This window comes from Streptomyces sp. DS1-CR2, from assembly GCF_055760475.1.
Map to the genome: position 1 here is coordinate 6,818,250 of NZ_CM147085.1, position 21,391 is coordinate 6,839,640.

Annotated in this window: 12 protein-coding genes and 2 pseudogenes; 5 read left to right on the forward strand and 9 right to left on the reverse strand. The window is 68.6% G+C overall.

The features are described 5' to 3' along the window. Positions 1 to 38 precede the first annotated feature (38 nt). Both ACY0PA_RS32190 and ACY0PA_RS32195 read right to left on the reverse strand, forming a co-directional pair. The gene (locus ACY0PA_RS32190) at positions 39 to 1,130 is read right to left on the reverse strand and encodes a sugar ABC transporter substrate-binding protein (protein WP_473080994.1); all 1,092 of its coding nucleotides are present in this window, start codon (positions 1,128 to 1,130) and stop codon (positions 39 to 41) included. A gap of 690 nt (positions 1,131 to 1,820) precedes the next feature. Next, positions 1,821 to 2,753 carry a M20 metallopeptidase family protein gene (locus ACY0PA_RS32195; protein ID WP_473080995.1) on the reverse strand — a complete coding sequence of 311 codons (933 nt, stop codon included), beginning with the start codon at positions 2,751 to 2,753 and terminating at the stop codon, positions 1,821 to 1,823. Here ACY0PA_RS32195 and ACY0PA_RS32200 point away from each other — a divergent pair. Next, a complete protein-coding gene (locus ACY0PA_RS32200) occupies positions 2,734 to 3,327 on the forward strand; it encodes a hypothetical protein (RefSeq protein ID WP_473080996.1) in 594 nt (197 codons plus the stop codon). The two genes, ACY0PA_RS32195 and ACY0PA_RS32200, sit on opposite strands and share 20 nt — an antisense overlap. A 64-nt stretch (positions 3,328 to 3,391) precedes the next feature. Here ACY0PA_RS32200 and ACY0PA_RS32205 read toward each other — a convergent pair whose 3' ends face one another. The 3 genes from ACY0PA_RS32205 to ACY0PA_RS32215 all read right to left on the reverse strand — a co-directional run bounded on the left by ACY0PA_RS32205 (position 3,392) and on the right by ACY0PA_RS32215 (position 7,108). After that, positions 3,392 to 4,087, reverse strand: coding sequence for a FadR/GntR family transcriptional regulator (locus ACY0PA_RS32205; protein WP_473080997.1), 696 nt, complete (start codon positions 4,085 to 4,087; stop codon positions 3,392 to 3,394). Positions 4,088 to 4,292: 205 nt separating this feature from the next. Continuing rightward, entirely contained in the window at positions 4,293 to 5,498 is a 1,206-nt protein-coding gene (locus tag ACY0PA_RS32210; RefSeq protein ID WP_473080998.1) for an alginate lyase family protein, read from the reverse strand. A gap of 41 nt (positions 5,499 to 5,539) precedes the next feature. Beyond that, positions 5,540 to 7,108: an alpha-L-arabinofuranosidase B gene (locus ACY0PA_RS32215; protein ID WP_473080999.1), complete on the reverse strand. Its 1,569-nt coding sequence runs from the start codon at positions 7,106 to 7,108 to the stop codon at positions 5,540 to 5,542. Between the two features lie 612 nt (positions 7,109 to 7,720). On the opposite strand from ACY0PA_RS32215, the gene ACY0PA_RS32220 reads away from it, so the two are divergent. Next, positions 7,721 to 9,907 carry a glycoside hydrolase family 97 catalytic domain-containing protein gene (locus ACY0PA_RS32220; RefSeq protein ID WP_473081000.1) on the forward strand — a complete coding sequence of 729 codons (2,187 nt, stop codon included), beginning with the start codon at positions 7,721 to 7,723 and terminating at the stop codon, positions 9,905 to 9,907. Positions 9,908 to 9,945: 38 nt separating this feature from the next. Here the strand turns inward: ACY0PA_RS32220 and ACY0PA_RS32225 are convergent, their stop codons facing one another. The 3 genes and pseudogenes from ACY0PA_RS32225 to ACY0PA_RS32235 form a co-directional block, all read right to left on the reverse strand. After that, positions 9,946 to 12,252 (reverse strand): beta-L-arabinofuranosidase domain-containing protein, encoded by a 2,307-nt coding sequence (locus ACY0PA_RS32225; protein WP_473081001.1) that lies wholly within the window; start codon positions 12,250 to 12,252, stop codon positions 9,946 to 9,948. 170 nt (positions 12,253 to 12,422) lie between these two features. After that, positions 12,423 to 14,375, reverse strand: a complete 1,953-nt coding sequence (locus ACY0PA_RS32230; RefSeq protein ID WP_473081002.1) for an alpha-L-fucosidase — start codon at positions 14,373 to 14,375, stop codon at positions 12,423 to 12,425. Between the two features lie 212 nt (positions 14,376 to 14,587). Further along, positions 14,588 to 15,490: pseudogene (locus ACY0PA_RS32235) on the reverse strand (family 43 glycosylhydrolase); the annotation flags it as partial. A gap of 332 nt (positions 15,491 to 15,822) precedes the next feature. Here ACY0PA_RS32235 and ACY0PA_RS32240 point away from each other — a divergent pair. The 3 genes and pseudogenes from ACY0PA_RS32240 (at position 15,823) to ACY0PA_RS32250 (ending at position 20,237) form a co-directional block, all read left to right on the forward strand. Beyond that, entirely contained in the window at positions 15,823 to 17,277 is a 1,455-nt protein-coding gene (locus ACY0PA_RS32240) for a glycoside hydrolase family 30 protein (protein ID WP_473081003.1), read from the forward strand. Positions 17,278 to 17,529: 252 nt separating this feature from the next. Then, positions 17,530 to 17,712: pseudogene (locus ACY0PA_RS32245) on the forward strand (carbohydrate ABC transporter permease); the annotation flags it as partial. A 65-nt stretch (positions 17,713 to 17,777) separates the two neighbouring features. Beyond that, entirely contained in the window at positions 17,778 to 20,237 is a 2,460-nt protein-coding gene (locus ACY0PA_RS32250; RefSeq protein ID WP_473081004.1) for a CBM35 domain-containing protein, read from the forward strand. Positions 20,238 to 20,331: 94 nt separating this feature from the next. On the opposite strand, the gene ACY0PA_RS32255 is transcribed toward ACY0PA_RS32250, so the two are convergent. Then, positions 20,332 to 21,363 carry a LacI family DNA-binding transcriptional regulator gene (locus ACY0PA_RS32255; protein ID WP_473081005.1) on the reverse strand — a complete coding sequence of 344 codons (1,032 nt, stop codon included), beginning with the start codon at positions 21,361 to 21,363 and terminating at the stop codon, positions 20,332 to 20,334. Between the last annotated feature and the right edge of the window lie 28 nt (positions 21,364 to 21,391).

Here is a 21,391-nt window from a genome sequence, read left to right on the forward strand (position 1 = left end):
GAACCGCTGGTGATCGCTCGAACCGGCCGGTCGGGGTGCTACTTGATGCCGGCCTTGGCGCACAGGGCGGCGTACTTGCCCGTGCACAGCTGCTCCTTGGTGACGAAGCCGTCGTCGACGACATCCTTGACGTTGTCCTTGTAGATGGCCACGGGTGTCTCCAGTACGGATGCCACCTTGCGCTTGCCCTTGGGGTCCTCGACGGTCGCGTTCGTCGTGCCCTTCTTCCCCTTGGCCAGCGAGATCGCGAGCTGCGCGGTGGCGTCCGCCTCCTTCTTGACCGCCTTGTAGACCGTCATGCACTGGTCGCCGGCCAGGATGTTCTGCAGCCCTTGCACCGTGGCGTCCTGGCCGGTGACCGGGACTTGGCCGTTGCGGTGTTCCTTGCGCAGGACGGCGATGGCGGCGTTCCCGAGACCGTCGTTGGCGGCCAGCACACCGCCGATCTTGGGCTGACTGGTGAGCATCTGCTCGAAGATGGTGCCGGCCTGGGCGTTGTCCCAGTCAGGGACGGACTGGTCCGGGCCCTTGACGTACTCGCCCGACTTGTACTTGGGGTTGAGGACGCCGTTGTAACCCTGGGCGAACAGCGTGGCGTTGTTGTCGGTCGATGAACCGTTGAGCGTGGCGACGATCGGTTTGCCGGCCTTCATGGTGCTCAGGCATTTGCTCAGGCCCTCGCCTTGCAACTTGCCGACCTCGGTGTTGTCGAAGCTGACGTAGTACTGCGCGGAGCCGCCGAGGGTGAGCCGGTCGTAGTCGATCGTGGCGACACCTTGCGACTTGGCCTTGTCCAGAACCGCCTTTCCGGTGCCGCTGTCGAGGTTGACGATCACCAGGACGTTGACCCCGTTGGTGATCATCTGGTCGGCGATGGTCTGGAACTGCTGCTTGTCACCCTGCGCGTTCTGGATGTCGTAGTCGACGCCGGCCGCCTTGAACGCCTCACCGAGGTACTTGCGGTCCGCGGTCTCCCACCGAGCCGAGGACTTGCTGTCCGGGAGGATCACCCCGATCTTCGGCTTCTTCGTACCGGACCCGGAGCCGTCGCCGCTCGACGAGGAGCCACACGCGGTGAGTGAACCGACCAGTGCCAGCGAGGCGGCGGTGAAGAGGAGTCCCTTGCGCATGGGGCAGGGTCCTTTCTGGTGTTACGACCGGACGACCGGACGCACGAGGGTGAGGGGCCGAACAAGAGGCGCTCTGGGGCGAATTGCCGGAACTCGGATGATGCGCCCGGCTGAATGTTGTGAGCGGGAACTTACGACCCTCCGACGGCTGTCGCCAGACCCCAGGGCAGGGCTATTTGCCATCGGCGATAACAATTGGGTGACGTCGTCGCGGCGCGGGCCTCGCGGCCTGGCTGTGCGCCGCGGGACCGGAAGCGGGCGCGAGGTGGCGCGGAGTCGTGTCGGTCTGGTGCGAGGTGAACCACTGGGCTGATGAAGGCAATTGGTGACCGCAGTGGCGTAACGGCGATTCAGGAGAGGGCGGTTGGGTCCGGTGAACGACCTCACGGTGAGGGCGAGCGGATCTCCAACTCGTGGCCTTCTGTCCGGTGGTTCGTTGGTCTGGTGTGAGCGGGCATCAGCGGCCCGAAGGGGCAACGGGCCTTGCTGGAAGGGAAGTTCGAGACGTTTCTGCCGCACATCGATGAGCGGCAGCGTCGCCTGCCGGCCGGGGCAGAGGCCCGTTCGTTCGGCCGCGGTGGGATCGGAGCGTCGACCGGGCCGCCGGTGTCAGTGAAGCGGCATCCCGACCGGGACGCCCCACGACGAGCGCTGGGGTCGGCCGGGTCGGGCGCGCTCTGCAGACGTGGGTCAGCCCGCCGCGAGGCGCCGCGTCGCCATCCCGGCCAGCACGGCCGCGCCCCTCGGGAGTGCCGCGTCGTCGAAGACCGCGTAGGGGGAGTGATTGAAGGGTGTGGTCGCCTCGTCCGTGCCGGCCGGGCGTCCGGACAGGCCGAGCTGGACGCCAGGGACGACCGCGGTGACCCGGGAGAAGTCCTCCGATGCCATGATCGGGTGCTCGGGGTACTCCCAACTGCCGGTACCGTACAGATCATTGACGACCTCGCGGCCCAGCTCCACCGCTTCCTGCGCCGCGATCATCGGCGGATAGACCTCGTGCGCCTCGATGTCCGCCGTCATGCCCCAGCCGTCCGCGATGCACTCCACCAGCCGCACCGCGCGCGGCAGGAAGCCGGCCATTGCCCGCGGCGAGGTGGCTCGGACCGTGGCCTCGAACTCGGCAGTGCCTGGGATGATGTTGAGCTTCGTGCCCGCCTGGAACAGGCCGACCGTGAGGACGACGGGGTCGAAGACCGATGTCGTACGCGTCACCAGGTTCTGCAGGGAAAGAATCATCTCCGCCGCCACCGGCACCGGGTCGGCGGCCGTGTGCGGGGTCGATCCGTGACCGCCCTTGCCACGCACGGTCACCTTCAGCTCGGCGTTGCCCGCGGTCTGCGTGCCGACGCGGCCGCTGAACGTGCCGCACTCCGGGCCGTTCGACGACACGTGGACCGAATAGGCGCCGACCAGCGGCTGCCCGGCGGCGTCGAGCAGCCCCTCCTCGATCATGTACCGGGCACCGTCGTAACTCTCCTCGCCCGGCTGGAACATGAAGACCACGGTCCCCAGCAGGTCCGCCCTGCGCGCGCACAGCAGTCGGGCCGCGCCGACCACCATCGCCACGTGCTGGTCGTGCCCGCACGCGTGCATCACACCGTCGATGAGCGACTTGTACGGCACGTCGGCGAGCTCCTGCAGCGGCAGCGCATCCATGTCGCCGCGCAGCAGCCTCGTGACGGCGGTCGACGGTCTCAGGCTGGTCTCCCCGCGTACGGCCGTGGACGGCAGCCTCGACTACCCCTCGCTTGTGGCCGCCTCCACGGCCGGGGCCAACATCGGCAATCTCGTCGACGGCGACAACCAGTCGGGAACCGTGTACGCCCAGGCGGTCGACCTCTCCCACACCTTCGACTTCGGGCCCGACTTCCGGGTCTCGGCGACCCGCTTCGGGTTCCAGAGCAACATCTTCGCCGACCGGCTCGCGAACTCCACCGTCTACGGCTCGAACGACGGCCAGAACTGGACCCGTCTGACCCCGGGCGTGACCAAGTTCACCCAGGACTTCAACACGCTTGACGTCGACCCAGCGCTACGCGACGCCCAATTCCGCTACTTCAAGGTCAAGTTGCTCAAACCCCTGCCCGATGTGCTCTACGGCATCGTGCGCAACGTGTTCGAGATGACCGAGTTCCACATTTACGGCGAACGACACGAGATCGGCACCGTGACGGTGGGGCAACCGTCATCCCGGTGAACTCCTGGAGTACTGCACCATCCTGGCCGTCCCACCATGCACGGGGCCGCGCGGGGCCCGTGGCCTACGACTCCGTGCCGACGACGCGTGCCCTCAGCCACCGCTCGGTCGCACTGACGTGTAGCAGCGCGGCAGCTTGGCCGAGGGACGCGTCGCGCGCGGCCAACGCCGAGTAGATGGCCTCGTGTTGGGCGACGGTGCGGTTCGAGGCCTGGTCGTCGACGAGGCCGCGCCAGACGCGGGCGCGCAAGGTCCGGCCCGAGATGCCCTCCAGGAGGGTGAGCAGCGAGTCGTTTCCGGCGGCCGAGATCACCGCCCGGTGGAAGGCCGCGTCGTGGGCGTTGAGCTGCTCGACGTCGTCGCGTGCCGCGCACATGGCATCCAAGTGGCCCCGTACTTGCGCCAGTTGCGCGTCGGAGATCCGGACAGCGGCGAGCGCGGTGGCCGCCGGCTCCAGGAGTCGGCGGACCTCCATCAGGTCGAGGAGCGCGGCCGAGTCGCTCTGGAGGAGTTCCACTGCTCCGCCCAGGCCCTCGAACAGCAGGCTCGGCCGCAGGCTGGTGACGTACGTCCCGTCGCCCCGCCGGACTTCGAGGATCCGGGCGACCGCCAGTGCCTTGACCGCCTCGCGCGCGAGGTTGCGGGACAGGCCGAGCTGGGCGGCGAGATCCGGCTCGGGTGGCAGCTTCGTCCCCGGAGGCAGCGCCCCGGTGCGGATCATCTCGCGGATCTGCTCGATGGCCTTGTCGGTCAACGACACCGTGCGCTCCTCCACCCCCGGCCCGCGTGGGAACAACAGCCTTGATCGGGTCCGGATGCCCAGGCTGGCCCCGATGATACTGGGGTGGGTGCGGGGAAGGGAGATCGCTGCGGCGGGCGGGCTTGCCCCGCGCACGCCGCCCGGAACCCGGACGAGGGCGCGCCGTCGCCGGCCGCGTACGGCTCCGGCCGCCCTCGCGGTGGGCCTACTTCGCGTAGAGCAGGGTGCCGAAGCCGAGTTGGTCGTAGCCGCCGCTGTTCGGGCCGTAGTCCCCGCCGCCGCCTTCGGGGCGGCCCTTCTCCGCTATCGCGGTGATGTACGGCACGGACAGCCCGCGGCGGCGGGTGTAGTGGTAGTGGAGCATGTCCCAGACCGGACGCGCCTGGCCTCGGCCCCCGGAACCGAGGACGGTCTGGTTCACGTTGTCGCAGTTGTTGTAGGTGGTGTACGGGACGTTCTCGCCGAGGTTGTACTTGGCCACGTACTGGGCGGCTTTCATGAACCGGTTGCCGTCCGCGGCGTAGAGGTCGACGCCCTGGTTCCAGGCCATCTCGCAGATCGCGCCCATCAGGCCGATGCCCATGATGCTGTGGCCCTGGTCGCGGCCGGACTCCTGCCACTGGGCCAGGCCTTCGGCGTCGTGGACGAAGGGGACGGCGTGCCCGATCGCGCCGGTGCCCACGCCGCCCTGGAAGTAGTCCACCGCCTCGTCGAACTTGGCCTTGTCGTCGCAGAGGATCCCGATGGCCAGGATCGAGGCCATGTTGCACAGGTCCCAGTTGGCCCAGTAGTGGGTGTCGCAGGTGCCGTTGTGCCGGACCAGGAAGTCCGTGTTCAGCGGGTAGAAGACCTCTTTCATCAGGTTCTGGAACCGGGGCAGGTCGAAGCCCTCGTGATCACGGATGAGCTCGCCCGCGTTGGCGAACTGGTACCCGTAGATGCCCGACGCGAGCCGGGACTCGGAGTACGTGGGGTCGAGGGTCTTGAGCGTCTTGGACCATGCGTTGCAGATGTCCCGCGCGGTGTCCGCGTGGGCGGTGTCGCCGGTGATCTTCCAGCGCAGCGCGTTCTGATACGCCGCGTGGATGTCGTTGTAGAGGATCCAGTAGTTGTCCCCTTCGCCGCCGCGGATGATCGTCTCCTGCGGGTTGGGGACCCAGTCCGACGCGGAATGCGAGTTGGCCGCCAGCCGCTTCCAGCCGGCCAGCCACGGGTCGTCGCCTGCCGCCACCCTGGCGCGGGCACGGCCCAGGTCACCCTCGTTGTGCAGCATCCCGGGATGCGTGAAGGTGTCCGGTGCAGCGGCCGAGGCCGCGGCCGTCGCGCCGCCCACGGCCCCGCCCGCTGCCAGCCCTCCGGATATCTGCAGGATCCTGCGGCGACTCACGCGGTGTGTGTTGTGGTGACCCATGTAGGGCTCCTGTGTGGGGGTGTGGTGTGTGTGGTCGCTCGTCAGCTCCAGGGAGATGCGGTGAGCCAACTGGTGTCCTGGGCCCACGAGGTCGTGGAGTCCCAGGCGTTGGAGCCGCCATTGCCGGCTATGTAGGCGGTGAAGTCGTAGTGGCGGATGTACTTCGTCGGGAAGTTGACGGACTGGAAGGAGGTGCCGACCCCGCTGTTGACCTTGGTGGGGCAGAAGGTGGCGTCCTTCGCGAACGAGCCGCCGCCGTTGTCGGTGTTCAGGTAGAGCTGGTAGTTGGAGTGGCGCAGGAACTGGCCGGGGTTGTTGGCCGACTCGAAGGACAGGCAGGAGGTGTTGGCAAGGCCGGCGCGGGCGATCCAGGTGGCGTCGGCCTTGTCGGTGGCCGGGCTGGAGGAGTTGACGGCGGAGATGACGACCTTGGTGTCGGCGTCGTTGTGCCGGAGGTAGTGCGACGTGCAGCAGGGCGTGGTGGTGGCCTGCAGGGAGATCCGGGAGCCGGGGGTCAGCGAACCCGAGCTGGTCGAGCCGCTGTTGTAGCCGGCGGCGGTGATGTTGGCCTGAACGGCGTTCTCGGTGGCGTCCGAGGGGGAGCCCGAGGTCATGACGCCTTCGTAGAAGGTGCCGGCGCCGGAGACGCTGTTGTCGCCGCCGATGCCGAGGATGATCGCGCCTTGCTTCTTCATCGGGTTGTAGCCGGAGGCGTTGGGGCGTACGCCGCTGTAGTAGGTGGACAGGTTGCCCGACTGGGCGTTGCCGCCGCGGATGGCCCACTGGTTCGGGCCGCCCTTGAGCATGGCGGTCAGGAACCGGTTGTTGACGCTGGGGTTGCCCGCGTTGAATCCGCGGTTGACCCCTGAGAACAGGCCGTTCTCCAGGTCGGCCATGACCCAGGGGCCGTTGCCGCTGCCCCAGCCCCAGCCCTTGTTGTTGCCGAAGTAGAGAGCCTCCATGGTGCCGTTGCCGTCGTCGTTGCCGGTCGTCTCGGCGTTGCCGTAGTCGAAGCAGCAGCCGCCGTTGAAGTGCGTGCCGTCGAAGATTGCGTACATGCCCTCCGGCTGGTCGCCGGTGGCGATGCCGTTGGTGTTGTTGTTGCGGTAGCCGGTGCCGGGGGCGACGTAGACGCCGTACGCCTTGTGCCCGCCGACGGTGACCGGCGCTTCGAAGGCGTTGGCCAGGTTGTCGTTCCCACCCTCGGCCGGCCCGGGAAAGTGGCCCTTGGGCGCTTGGGCGAGCATGTTGCCCTTGCCGGACTGGTCGTAGATGACGGTGATGACGCAGCTGGTGCCCGCGCAGAAGGAGTCCTGCGCGGCGGCGTCGGCGTACCCGCCCGCGCTGAGCGGGCCGATGTCCCGGGTGCCGTTGTCCGAGGCGCGACGGACCTGGTAGAGCGGCCCGTTGTACGCGGCGTACAGAGCCCGTGTCGTGCTGTGTGCGGCAACGCAGGGGGTGCCGCCCGCGGCGTAGATGTCGCACGGCCCCTGGGTGGCGGCCTGCGAGGTGGTGGCCGTGGCGGTGAGGAGGCCGGCGGCGAGCGCGGCGGTGGCACCCGCCGCGAGGAGTGCGCGTCTGACGTTGCGTATCCACGGTGTCTTGATCATGAGGAGCTCCTTCACCAGGTGGGGGTGTGAGGTGAGCGTCGGCGGACCCCGGCGCCCGGCCGTGCGGACGGAGCGGGTTCCGTGGACGCTTCCGTGCTGGTGTGGCTTCGGACGTTTGTGCGCCGGGTCAGGGGACGGCGAATGACAGCGAGGTGAAGAGCAGGCCGACGGCGACAAGCGTCGCCGCCAGCCGGGAGGGAACCACGGACATGCGTATCTCCTGTCGTCCAACTCGTGGGCCAGCCAGTCGACTTGCTCGAAATATCGAACGTTGTTCGCGGTGTCGGGCAGACGTTAGGTGGGGAAACGAGGTGCGTCAATACATCCGGCATCCGTAGTCCCTCGGCGAACAACTGCACTCAACTGGCGCCAGACATCCAATGAAAGCCCGGGCGGGAAGTGCTGGCCTCGCGCGGAAACGCCGGAATCTGTGGGCTCACCCTTGACGGTGATGGGATGTATCGGCAGTCTCCCTCGCAACTCCCGGTGCGAGTGATACGCGGCGGGCAACCTTCAACCACGGAAGGCCGCATGAGACTCCGTAAACGAAGCGGGATTCGAATCGCGGGTATGGCCGCAGCTGTCCTCGCGGTCTTAGGGTCAGTCACCGCGGTGCCCGCATCCGCCGCCGCGCCGGGGAGTTGGACCTCGGTCCAGCCCGGTGTCGCACAGACCGGCTGTGACGGCGTGCGCGCCACCGTGGCGCTGGACGCGAACGGCGCACTCTCGCTCGGCGCGACCTGGAACTGCCGCCAGTCCCTGAAACCCGCTCCGATCGGGCTGGTCACCGGCCAGTCCGACTACACCAGCGGACTGGAATTCGTCAGCCGCACGGATACTCCCGTCTCGTACACGTACGAGGTCATAGCGGGGAAGTCCCGCGTCCGGACGCGGTCCGCGACCGAGACGAGGCTCGTCTTCGCGAAGGGCTCCGCGCGGGTGACCGTGCACGTCCGCACCTCCGCGGACGGTTTGGCGCTGCGCTACGAACTGCCGTCGGGTGCGACGGTGCTGAGCGAGGCGACGTCGTTCGAACTGCCCACCGACGCCCAGCTGTCCCGGCAGGTGTTCAGTCCCGATCACGAGAAAGGTTATGTGACCTCCACGGTCGCCGACGTCCCGACGGGCTCCTACGACATGGGCATGTTCGCCCAACAGGACGACGGCGCACGGGTGTTGCTCGCCGAGTCCGGCGTGGACGGCGGCTATTCGGGCGGCCGGTTCAACCACACCCAGGGCACCGGCCGGTTCACCGTCGCGCTGGCCGACGCGCAGATCGTGCGATCCGGCGCGTTCGCGACGGCATGGCGCACCGCAGCCATCGGCAGCACGGCCACGGTGGTGGAGTCCACGCTGGTCGATGACGTCGCGCCCGCGTCGAAGGTCTCCGACACCGCGTGGATCAAGCCGGGCGTCGCCGCGTGGCCCTGGCTGGACGGCATGAGCGATACCCAGCGCGACCTGACCAAGCTCAAGCAGTGGGCCGACTACGCCTCCTCGCAGGGCTGGCCCTATCTCCTCGTGGACGACGGATGGAAGACCAACCAGGCGATCATTCCCCAGCTCGTGACCTACGCCAGGGCGCGCGGTGTGCGGGTCATGCTCTGGTACCACTGGCAGGACCTGGACACCGCCGCCGAGCGGGACGCCGAGTTCACCAAGATCACCGAGTGGGGCGTGGCCGGCGTCAAGATGGACTTCATGGGGTCCGAGGCCCAGGCGCGTCAGCAGTGGTACGACGCGGCCCTGGCCGACACCGCCCGGTACCGCCTGATGGTCGACCTGCACGGCTCGCGCCTGCCCGTCGGAGTCCAGCGCACCTGGCCGCACGTACTGACCAGCGAGGCCGTCCGGGGCGAGGAACACGCCGGCAGCCGGGACATCGGGCATGCGGCCGCGCTCCCGTTCACGCGCGGCGCACTGGGCCCGGCCGACTACTCGCCGATGAGCTTCCAGCAGGGCAACCCAAACAGCGACGCCGCCGAACTCGCCCTCGGCGTACTCCTGGACAGCGGCATCACGCTGCCCGGCGGCCGTATCGCGGACTACCAGGCCCGGCCCGAGGCGCAGCGGTGGCTGCGCATGCTGCCGACCGTGTGGGACGAGACGAAGTACGTCTCGGGCGACCCGCTCACCGGAGGGGTGATCGCGCGCCGCGACGGCGACCGATGGTTCGTCGGCGCGCTCAGGCACGGCGGCGCCACGACCATCAGCTACCCGACCACGTTCCTCGGCCCCGGTACCTGGCACGCGGAGATCACCACCGACGGCCCCGACGGCCTGACCCGCACCAGCAAGGTCATCAAGGCCGGTGACACGCTGAGCGTCCCGGCGGTCGCCAACGGCGGTCATGTCGTCAGGCTGACCAAGGTCCCGGCGATCCCGGCCGGGAACCGTACGATGACCGTCGCCGGCAGCAGCCACGTACTCGACGTGAAGAGCGCGAGCCTCGCCGACGACGCCCCGATCATCCGATGGCCCGGCAGCGGCGGCACCAACCAGCGCTTCGCGTTCGTGCCCCTCGGCGACGGATACACGCGGATCGTCAACCAGGCCAGCGGCAAGGACGTCGTCATCCGGAACGCGTCCCGCGACGCGGGCGCGAAGGCCATCCAGTACCCGTACGAGGCCAACGCGAACACCAACGACGAATGGCTGGGGGAGGACGCGGGCAACGGCCGTATCCGGCTCCTCAACCGCCACAGCGGTCTCTACCTCACCGCGGGCCAGGCCCAGGGCGACCAGCTGGAGCAACGCCCGTTCGACGGCGCCGACCACCAGATGTTCACCGTCTCCTGACTGACGCAGCCGACGGGGTGGCGCATCGTGCGGAACTGCTAGTTCCGCACGATGCGCCACCGGTTGTCGGCCGTGCCGTCGTCCGGGGCCTGGACCGCGAACGCACCCGTGGAGGTGGAGTTGTTCGCGATGGCGAGCAGCTTGCCGCTGTGCTCGTTGCGGATCTTGTAGGTCCCGTCTCCCTGGTCGAGCAGCGTCCATCTGTGGTCGGCGGTGCCGTTGTCCGACCACTGCAGGACGGTCGCGTCGTCCGCCGTGGACATGTTCAGGACGCCGAGCACCTTGCCGCTGTGGGCGTTGCGGAATCGGACCGCGTTTCCGTCGGTGATCATCTGCCAGTTGTGGTCGGCGGTGCCCGAGTCCGTCCACTGCAGAGCGCGGCCACCGTCGGCCGTGGACATGTTCTGGATGCCGAGCACGAGACCGCTGCCCACGTTGGCGAGACGGACGGTGTCGCTGGTGCTCCAGTAGACGGTGTAGTTGTGGCCGTGCGCGTCGTGGAACGGGCCCAGGCTGACGGTGGAGCCGTCGGCGACGGCGGTGAAAGCGAGTGAACTGCTGCCGGTCCGTGTGATCGAGGACGTGTTCAGCGACGGGAGGGAACTGAGCGCGGAGTCACCGTAGTTGCCGGACAGGACCGACGGGCCGTAGGTGATCGCGGCGACGTTCGCGTTGTCGTTGGCCGCTCGCATGATGACCCGCATGGGCAGGCGGACGGTGACCGTGTCGCCGGAGGTCCACGCGCGGTTCAGGGTGGCGTAGCTGCCGGGGGTGGTGGTGATGGTCTGCGCGACGCCGTTGACGCTGACGGTGGCCCCGGTGGTCCAGGCCGGGATGCGGATGCGCATCGCCCAGGTTCCGCTGACATTGCCGGTGACCTGCAGGGTCGTGGTGTCGCTGACGGGGTACGTCGTGGTCTGGGTGACCGTGATTCCCCGCTCCGACCAGGTGAGCACCGAGGGCACGAACAGGTTCACGATCAGGGTGTCGTCACTGCGGAAGTAGACGGAGTCCATCAGCCTGGTGTGCATCTCCAGGCCTGTGCCCTGGCAGCACCAGAAGGTGCCGTAGTCGGTGCTCCAGGTGCCTCCGCCCCACGCCGGGCCCACACCGCGTCGGCCTCCCGGGTCGAGCGGAGTGAAGTACGTGACGTGGCCGTGGTCGTCGGCCGGGTTCTGCTGGCCGATGATCTGGTTGAGCCACGCCCGCTCGTAGTAGTCGAACAGCGCGGCCCGGTCCGGATCCAGCGCGAACAGCTCGCGGGTGAGGGTGAGCATGTTGATGGTGTTGCAGCTCTCGCACGTGTCCTTGTTGAGGTAGCCGGCGATGGCGTTCGGGGCGCGGAAGTGCTCCGCCTGGCTGTTGCCGCCGATGGCGTAGGTGTGCGAAGTGACGCAGATGTTCCAGGCGTTGGTGGCGATGTCCCGGTAGCGGGTGGTGCCGGTGGCCTTGAACTCCCGTGCGGCCCCGATCCACTTGGGTACCTGGGTGTTGGCGTGCAGTCCGTTGAGCTGGTCCTGGTTGGAGGCCAGGGGGTCGAACACCGCGGCGTGGTCGAACCGCTTGGCGACAGTCAGCCACCGCGCGTCGTCGGTCTGCTGGTAGAGATCGGTCAGCACGGCGTTCATGCCGCCGAACTCCGTCTGCAGCATGGTCTGCATCTGCTGGCCGCTCAGCCGGCCGGTGCGCCGGTCGACCCATCCCGCCAGGGCGAGCAGCACGTCCCGGGCCTGTGTGCTGCCGATGTGGCGCCATACGTCCAGCAGACCGGCGAGGGTCTTGTGGAGGGTGTAGTACGGCACGTTGCCGTTGGTCAGGGTCCGCTGTTCGAGAGCGGTGAAGTCGGACTCGGGGTAGCCGGAGAGGTATCCGGCGGTGAACCCGGCGGCGCTGTTGTTGGCCTGGCACTTGGCCAACTCCGCCACCATGTGGGTGGCCTTGTCCCGGCAGACGGTGTCCCCGGTCACGGCGTACAGCTGCGCCCACGCCGTGAGGAAGTGCCCTTGCACGTGGGTGCGGAAGGGGAACGTCGGCGCGTCCCAGCCGCCGGTCGCGGCCGCGCCGTTGGTGGACAGCCGGTGGTTGGCACGAAAGTTGTACAGCAGCCGGTCGACATCGACGAACCGCAGGTAGTTCTGCGTACGGTTCTGGTTGTCCAGCCACCGGCTCGCGGTGAGCCGGACCTGGCCGAGTGCGAAGGGGAGCGCGGAGGTCCCGATGTCGGCCCTGGCGGGAGGGACGACCGCGTGGGCGGGAGATACGCCGACGAACGCCCCGCTGGCGGAGGCGGCGGCGGTGGCTCCGGCTAATTGCAGGAGGCGCCGTCTACTGACGAAGGAAGTCACTGTGCACCTTTCGATGGCGGGAGAGTGTTTGCTCGGGGGGTGCCCCTTGCCCGAGCGCGCAACACGAGCGCTCCGGCGCCGCCCGCGGCGAGCCGGTCGAGCTGTCGTCTGGGGATGTCCACGACCTGTCCTTTGTCAGAAGCCACCGCATGCACGGGCGGTACGGGTCGTCAGAGGGCGATGATCTGCCACTGCTGCTCAGGCACGCGGTGGTACGTGGACTGGTTGACGTTGGCACCGTCGGCGGTCGAGCCTGCGTCGACGGTGAGCGACAGCCCGCTGAACCGGTTGGTGAAGCAGTAGTGGCCGTCGCCGGTGGGCGTGACCGCCCAGTGCTGCTGGGGAACGTCGGAGTCCCCGTAGATGGCGACGTTCCCGCCGTCGGCCCGCGAGAGCCCGGCCACCTCCATCAGCTTGCCGCTGTGCACGTTCTTGATCTCGTAGTAGCCGTCGCCGGTGGAGGCGAAGGTCCACTGCTGGGCGGTGTTGTTCAGCCACGGCCACTGCTGGATGTTGGTGCCGTCGGCGGTGCCGGAGTTGTACACGTCGGCGACTTCGCCGCTCTTGCGGTTGACGATGCGGTAGACCGTGCCGTCGCCCGGCAGGACTCTCGACACCAGCACCGGCTTGGCCGTCCGGCCGCCGATCCTGACGCCGCCCATGTTGGCGTAGCCGCCGGTGGCCGCGTTGGCCTGGATCCGTACGAAGCCCACGTTCCGGGCGGGCCATTCGGCCACCTTGGTGGTGCGGTCCCCGGCCCAGGTGCCGGTGGCGACCTGGGTGAAGTGAGTGCCGTCGGTGCTGGTGGAGACGGTGTACGAGGTGATGTCGCCGTCGGTGGTGTTGGTGCGGTTCCACTGCTTGGGCAGGTACTCCAGGGTGGAGACGTTGCTCCACACACCGCCCAGATCGATCGTGATCGAGTGCGGCAGGGCCGGGGAGAGTCCATATGTCGACCAGCAGGTCTCGTAATTCCTGTCGCTCAGCCCGTCGATCGCGTGGAGCGGTCCCTCCCCGGTGCGGAAGCCCGTGGCGTAGGCGCTGACGGGCGTCACGGGGTGCTCGGCGCGCGGCAGTTGCTTCGGCAGTGGCGGCCTGCTGGTGTCGGGACTCCAGGCCGCGCCGACCTCGGCGAGCCGGTCGACGATGTTGGTGTCCAGCTTGCCGCTGCGGTTGGGCGGGCAGTTGAGGATGAACGAGGTGTACTTCGGCTCCAGGTCCGCCAGATGGGACAGGATCGCGTCCTTGCTCATCAGGCTGTCCGTCGGCGTGGACGGATGCCAGAACCACCCTCTGCTGATCGTCTGTCCCTGGGTGGCGGCATAGGTGTTTCCGGCCGGTGCGGTAATGCCGGCCGGCTCCTCGAAGTAGATCGCGTCGCCGATGAAGGGTTCCACGAGACCGCCGTGGTCGATCATGACGATGTCCGGCTGGAGCGACTTCACGTGCTCGCGGATGCGTTGGTAGGAGACGGCCTGCTGGCCCATCTGCCACGCATACCCGTCGGTGACGAACAGGTCGATGGTGCCGTAGTGGGTGAGCAACTCGGTGATCTGACCGAGGATGAAGGTCATGTCGCCCGGCTGGATGGCATCGGTGCTCTCGAGACCGGACACCTTGTGCCGGCTCTCCCACGCCTCGACGCCGAAGGTGCGGTCCCAGATCGAGTAGTAGAGCCCGACCCGCAGCCCCTTCGCCCGGAAGGCATCGCAGTACGCCTTCACCACGTCGTGCTTGTAGGAGCTGTTCGCGACGTTCTGGGTGCCGTAGGCGCTCGGCCACAGGGCGAAGCCGTCATGGTGCTTGGTTGTCAGGATCCCGTAACTCATCTTCGCTGCCTTGGCGGCGGTCGCCCACTGGGCACAGTCCACGGCGGTAGGGGCGAACAGAGCGGGGTTCTGGTTCGGGGCGGCCCACTCCTGATCGGTGAATGTGCCCAGGTTGAAGTGGTTGAACATGCCGAACCGCATGTTCACCAGCTTTTCCAGGTTGGTCTGGGGGTCCGCTGCGCTCGCCTGCGCCGGCAGGGACGCCAAGGCGGGGGTGACGGGCAGCGCGGTCGCGGCGACAGCGGCGCCCGCGGCACCCAGCAGCGTGCGACGGGACAGCCTTCCTGACGGCATGGGCTCACTCCTGCGTCCTGGGATGCTACGCATGAACCTCGGCTATGTGACCTGTCCGTGTCAACGGGCGTGCAGGGATGAATTGCCGTTCGCGGGAGGGTAATTGAGCCCATCGAAGTCAGTAATGTGCGAATTGTTCTTCGCTAGACATCGTATGTCTTGCCTGGGCTGGTGGGACTCGGCTACTCCGCGGACTGCTGTCCCAGGGGAATTACCGTGCCCGCCTTGGCGTCCACCGCGAGCCGGTCGCACCAGTCCATGACGAGCGTGCGCCGGTCCGGGAAGGACAGCGGCAACCACACATGGCGGGATTCGTTGACCGGCGCACCCCAGTTCGCCGCCCACCGGTCGCCGAGGTAGAGGTAGGAGGAGCCGTCGGTGCCGTGCACTGCCAGGGTGTAGGCGGTCTGCGAGTCGTACGTGGTCGCGTCGCCCGCGTCCCGCAGTTCGCTCCAGGGGCCAGTGAGGGCGTCGGCGGTGGCGTACTGCTGCTGGTTGGGCGCCCAGCCGGTGCAGCCCGACGTGAGCAGGAAGTAGACGTCGCCCCGCTTGAACACGGCCGGGGCTTCGCGGGACTTGCCCACCCACAGCCTCGCGACCAGTTCCTCGGCCGACAAGTAGTCGGGGCTCAGCCGGTAGACGTGCAGGTCCTCGTTCTCGTTGGCGGCGGACAGGAGATGGCCGGTGCCGTCGTCATCGCGGAAGAGGGTCAGGTCACGGGACATGTGGCCGAGCGGGCGCACGCTGCCCTGGTAGCTGAAGGACCCGTCCGGGGTGTCGCACACCGCGACCGCCGCGCGGGCCTCCCTGTAGTGGCCGGCCGCCTCCTTGTGCATCCACATCACGAAGGCGCCGGTGACGGGGTTGCGGAGCACTTTGGGACGCTCGATGTTGGCCGAGGCCAGCTCGGTGTGGGACGCCTGCGTGAGCACGTGCCCCCTGAACTCCCAGTTCGCGAGATCCGTGGAGCGGTAGGCGGCGACGCCGCGGAAGGTGTTGTCGGGATGACGGTCCTCCCCGTACCAGTAGAAGAAGCCGTCGACTTCGATGATCCCGCCGCCGTGGGTGTGGATCGGGTTGCCGTCGGTGTCGGAGAACTGTGTGCCGTTCACCAGCTGGTGCATGGATTGCCTGGCCCCTTCGGTGCAGCGGTTCGGTCCGGATGGAAAACGTTCTCTACGGAAGACTGCGGGGTGCCGCGCAGTGGGTCAAGATCTCGGCGAAGGGCTCGAGCGCGATGCGCGGCCCGACGGGCGAGGAGTTCCAGGTCGAGGAGTACGGCACCGATCCGATCCCGGGGTCCGAACGGAGTGGTGGGGCAGGGCCCAGGTGTACCTAGATTTGTTAAGCGCCTTGACAGATTGGCTGTCGCTGGCGAGCGTACCTGCAGCACGCTCCTCCGGACCCCCAACCATCCCTGGGATCACAGGACTTCAGGAGTACACGGATGCCGTCGAAGCTCAGACCACGCCGTCTTGCCCTGATCGCCTCCGCGCTGGCGCTGGTCGCGATCACGCCGGTGCTGACCGGCGCCCCGGCCAGTGCCGGGACCGCGCCGGGGGCCATCGACTTCTCCGCGCGCCACCAGCGCATCGACGGGTTCGGCGTCTCGCAGGCCTTCCAGCGCGCCGCCGTCATCCATGGTCTGTATGGCCTGTCCGCCGACAAGGGTGACGAGATCGTCAAGCTGCTCTTCTCGCGGCAGGGCGGCGCGGGCCTGAGCATGCTGCGGCTCGGCGTCGGATCGTCCACGGACGAGGTGTACGACCACATGAGGACGATCGCCCCGAACGCGCCCGCGAGCCCCGACTCCCCGCTCACCTACACGTGGGATGGCAACGACGGCGGCCAGGTCTGGCTCGCCCAGCAGGCCCGGAAGTACGGGGTGAAGCGGTTCATCGCGGATGCCTGGAGCGCCCCCGCGTACATGAAGGACAACAACTCCGACTCGAACGGCGGCACCCTGTGCGGCGTCGTCGGCACCGACTGCCCGAGCGGCGACTGGCGCACCGCGTACGGCAAGTACCTCGCCCAGTATGTGAAGTTCTACCAGCAAGAAGGCATCCGCATCACCGACCTGAACTTCACCAACGAGCCCGACTGGAAGGCGAGTTACGCCTCCATGCTCTTCACCCCGGCACAGGCCGCCGACGCGGTGAAGGCGATCGGCCCGGTGCTGCGTGCCGAGGCCCCCGGCACCAAGCTGTACTGCTGCGACAGTTTCGGCTGGGACCAGGGGAAGCAGTACGCGGCCGCCATCGCGGCCGACCCGGCCGCCGAGAAGGAGGTCGCCGCGTACAGCGCCCACGGCTACGCCTCCGCCGCCACCAGCCCACTGACCGGGAGCGACAAGCCGGCCTGGATGTCGGAATGGGCGGGCAGCGGCGTGTGGCCGAGCAAGTGGGACGACGGCACGAACGCGTCCGGTCTGTACGTCGCCGAGAACATCCACAACGCCCTCGCCCGGGCCGACTCGTCCGCCTACCTCTTCTGGCTCGGCGCCTCGATCGGTAACACCGGCGCGCTCATCCGCATGGACGGCGACAGCTACACGGTCTCCACTCGCCTGCGGGCGATGACCGCGTTCAGCAGGTTCATCCGCCCCGGCGCGGTACGGGTCGACGCAGCCTCCGGTGACGAGGCAGTGCTGGCATCGGCGTACCGGAACACGGACGGCAGCGACGTGGCCGTCCTCATCAACACCGGTACGGAGCCGACGACGGCGGACCTGGCCCTGAACGCGGCGAAGGGCCATCGGGTGACCGCCTACCTCACCGATGGTGACCACGACGTGACCCCGGTGACCGGCCTCGCGCGGACCACCGCCGGGCACCTGACGGCGAAGCTGCCGGCCCGCTCGGTGGTCACCGTCGTCCTCGGCCCTGACCGGTCCCACGACTGATCGGCCCGTTCTCACCAGGTACCGAGTGTGCCGGGCTCGGTCACGCCGTCGACGGAACACGGCGTCGCGGGTCGGCCCCGCGCGGGCCCCACTTCGCAGTGAGGTATATCCGGATGACCAAGCGACGATTTCTCCCGGCCCTGGTGCTGATCTGCGCCGCCGCCCTGACCGCCACCGCGTGCAGCGACCCGTCGGCGGGCGGCGGCTCCGCGAACGCCGCGAGCGACGGCAAGGCCGACCCGACGGCGAAGCGGAGGCGGCGACGCCGCCACCCTCCCGCTCAACCTCTACCAGGTCGCCGGCGCCCAGCTGTACCTCAACAACTGGCATCTCGTCTTCGCGTACGTCGTGGTGATGAGCCTGCCGGTGATCGCGGTGTTCCTGGTGGCGCAACGCAAGATCGTGTCCGGAATCACGAACGGAGCCGTCAAATGAAGCACTCCAGATCACGACCCCGTACGACAACTGCACTGGCAGCACTGCTACTTGGAGTCACCGCGATGGCGGGAGCCCTGCATTCGGCCCCGCCCGCCCAGGCGGCCGCCTCCCTCCTTTCCGTCGACCTCGCCGCATCCGAAGGCCCGGTGCAGCATGGCGCGAACGGCGCTCTGTACGGGCTGAGCGACGACGGCGTACCCGGCGACGCGATCCTCGCCCCGCTGAAGCTGACCAGCATCAGCCAGAAACCCGACGGGGGCCTGCAGCACCCCAACGGTGACGCGGTGGAAGTCTCGAAGTCGTTCCTGCGCAACAACGGCGCCACCGGCGACATCAACGTCATGATGCAGGACATCTACCAGCACTGGCCCTACGAGGACCTCGGCCTGGACGACTACCTCGGCAAGGTCGACTCGATCGTCAGGAAAGTCCGCGACGCCGAGCACAGCGACCGCTTCGTCTACGTCCCGTTCAACGAGCCCGACTGGATCTGGTACGGCCTCAACACCAAGGACGACGCCCAGTACGCGAAGAACCGCGACCGCTTCCTCGCCGACTGGAAGACCGTCTGCCGGCGCATCCGCTCCCTCGACCCCGACGCCAGGATCGCGGGCCCGAACGAGGCGTACTACGACAGCCGCCTCCTGCCCGACTTTTTGTCGTTCGCCAAGTCGAACAACGTTCTGCCGGACGTCATGACCTGGCACGAACTCGGCTCCGACTCCCTCAAGTACTTCCAGTCGCACTACGACGCCTACCGCGCCCTCGAGAAGCGGCTCGGCATCGCCCCGCGTCCGATCTCCATCGACGAGTACGCCAACCGCCGCGACCTCTCCGTGCCGGGTCAACTCGTGCAGTGGATCGGCATGTTCGAGCGCAACAAGGTGCTCGCGAACCAGGCCTACTGGGACGCGGCCGGCAACCTCTCCGGCAACGTCGTGCGCTCCAACATCCCCAACGGCGGCTGGTGGCTGTTCCGTTGGTACGCCGGGCTGACCGGCGAGACAGTGAAGGTGACCCCGCCGACCCCGAACGCCGTCGACACCCTCCAAGGACTCGCTTCCTACGACACCGCTCGCCGACAGGCGCAGGTGCTGCTCGGCGGCGCCGACGGCGACACCGACGTGAGCATCGGGCACGTCGACCCGAAGGTCTTCGGCACGAGCGTCACCGCCACCGTCGCCGAGGCCGCCTGGTCCGGCTACGAGGGCGCGCACCCCGCGCCGCAGGTCCTGTCGCGGCTGAAGCTGAGGGTTACCGCCGACGGCACGGTCACCGTGCCACTCAAGGGCCTGCGCAAGATGTCCGCCTACCGCGTCGTGCTCACCCCCGCAGGCCGCGGCGCCCCGGAAGCCGCCGACGTCCCCTGGTCGGCGTCGTACGAGGCGGAGAACGCCGCCGTCACCGGCGCCGAGATCCGCACCCTCGGCACCCCGGCCGACGCCAACGGCTACGCCGCGTCCGGTACCAAGGACGTCGCCCCGCTCGAAGCAGTCGACAGCCAGGTCGCGTTCACGGTCTCGGTGCCCCGCACCGGCACGTACGACCTCTCCGTCCTCTACGGCAACCACTCCGGCGCCCCCGCCACTCAGCGTCTCACCATCGACGGCGCCGCCGCGCACCCGGTGACGTACCCCTCCACGGAGAACGACTCCTACCGAGGCAAGCAGACCGTCACCCTCGAACTCGCCGCAGGACAGCACACGTTGACGCTGTCTCACACCACGGGCGCCGTCTCCCTCGACCGCATCGACCTCACCGAGCACCGCACCCCCGCCGCCTCCTACGAGGCCACGCTCGCCGACATCACCGGCAAGGTCCGCTACGACTACACGAGCGCAACCGGCGCCGGTACAGGCGCCCTCGATCTGCGTCCGGGCGGCAAGTCCGTCCTCGACGTGTACGCGCCCCGAGACGGCTACTACACGGCGACGGCGCGCGCGACGGACGCGGTGCGTCTGTCCCTGCACGGCGAGAGCGTCACGGCCCGCCCCGACCGGCCCCAGCGCCTCTACCTCGTCGCGGGCAACAACCGGATCGCCGCCACTGGCGCGACGAGCCTGCGCTCCCTCGACGTCCGGGGCGCCGGGTCGGACCGCGACGTGCTGACCTACGAAGCGTCCAAGGCCCAACTTGCAGGCAGCGCCCGGCTGGTGAACAGCGAGCACGCCTCCGGCGGCAGCTACATCGGCTCGCTCGGCGGCAGTCCCGACAGCACCGCCACGTTCACAGTCGACGCCCCGCGCGCGGGCGCGTACGTCCTCGTCGTCGACTACGCGCACAACGACCGCCGGGACAACGGCCACGCCTACAACACCGACATCGTCTCCCGCACCGCAGACATCACCGTCGGCGGCTCCACGCACAAGGTGACCTTCAAGAACACCTGGAGCACGGACGACTACTGGACGGTGGGCGTCCCGGTCACCCTGAAGGCCGGCGCCAACACGGTCACGTTCGGCAACGCGACCGCGGCGGCCCCCGACCTCGACCAGATCCGGCTCGCAACGGTACGCGGCTGAATCAAGGGCGGGACCTGACGGCCTCGGTGCGAGCCGACCCGTGTTCCACGTGGGGCCCTGTCGTCACACCGACCTCCCGGCCACCCGCATCACGTCACGCTTCCTGCATCGCAGGGGCGGAGCGCTCGCCCGAGCCTCGGACGATCAGTCGGGTGGGGACGGTGATGGTGCGGGCGCGGGAGCGGTCGCCGTCGAGTCGGGCCAGTGCGGCGGCCGCGGCCGCTCTGCCGATCTCCTCGGGATCCTGGGCGACGACGGTCAGGGCCGGTTCGAGCGCCTCGGCGAGCGGGACGTCGTCGAAGGCGACGAAGGCGACGTCCTTCCGCCTGCTGCGGGAGAGCTCGGCGACGATCCCCAGCGCGACCATGTTGTTGCCGGCGAACAGGGAGGTTGGGGGATCCGCCAGGTCGAGCAGCTGGGAGGTCGCGGTCGCCGCGGCGTTCTGGTCGTGGGCGTTGGTGACCAGGGAGCGGTCATAGGCGAGGCCCGCCTCCTCCAGGGCCGACCGGTATCCCGCGAGGCGTTCGCGGCGGGTGTAGAGCTTGAGGGGCAGGTCGCCGATGAAGCCGATGCGCCGGTGGCCGTGGGCGATCAGGTGGGCGACGCCGCCGTGGGCACCCGCACGGTTGGAGCTGACGACGCTGTCCGTCGCGAGGCCCACTCCCGGACGGTCGATGAAGACGACGGGCAGGCCCCCGGCACGGTGCGTCTTGAGGTGGGAGTGGTCGGCGCCGACGGACGGCACCACCATCAGAACGCTGACGCGGCGGGCCAGGAATTTGTCCGTCAGTGCGCGTTCGCGGTCGGGATCGTCCGCGGAAGAGCCCATGAGCAGCGTCAGTCCACGGTCGCGGACGGTGTCCTCGATGCTGCCGGCCACGGCTCCGAAGAAGGGGTTGCCGAGGTCGGGGATCACCAGTCCGACAGTGGTGTCGGGCCCGCCGACACGGATATTGCGTGCCATGAGGTTCGGCTGGAAGCCGAGCTTGGCCACGGCGGCGAGCACCTGTTCCCTGGTCTGCGCCGAGGCGGGCCCGTCCTCGTTGAGGACGCGGGAGACGGTCTTGGCGCTGACGCCCACTTCGCGGGCGACGTCGGCCAGGGTGGGGCGGCGGTTCGCTGCCATGGAGGAAACGGTCTCCTGTGCTCGTCGG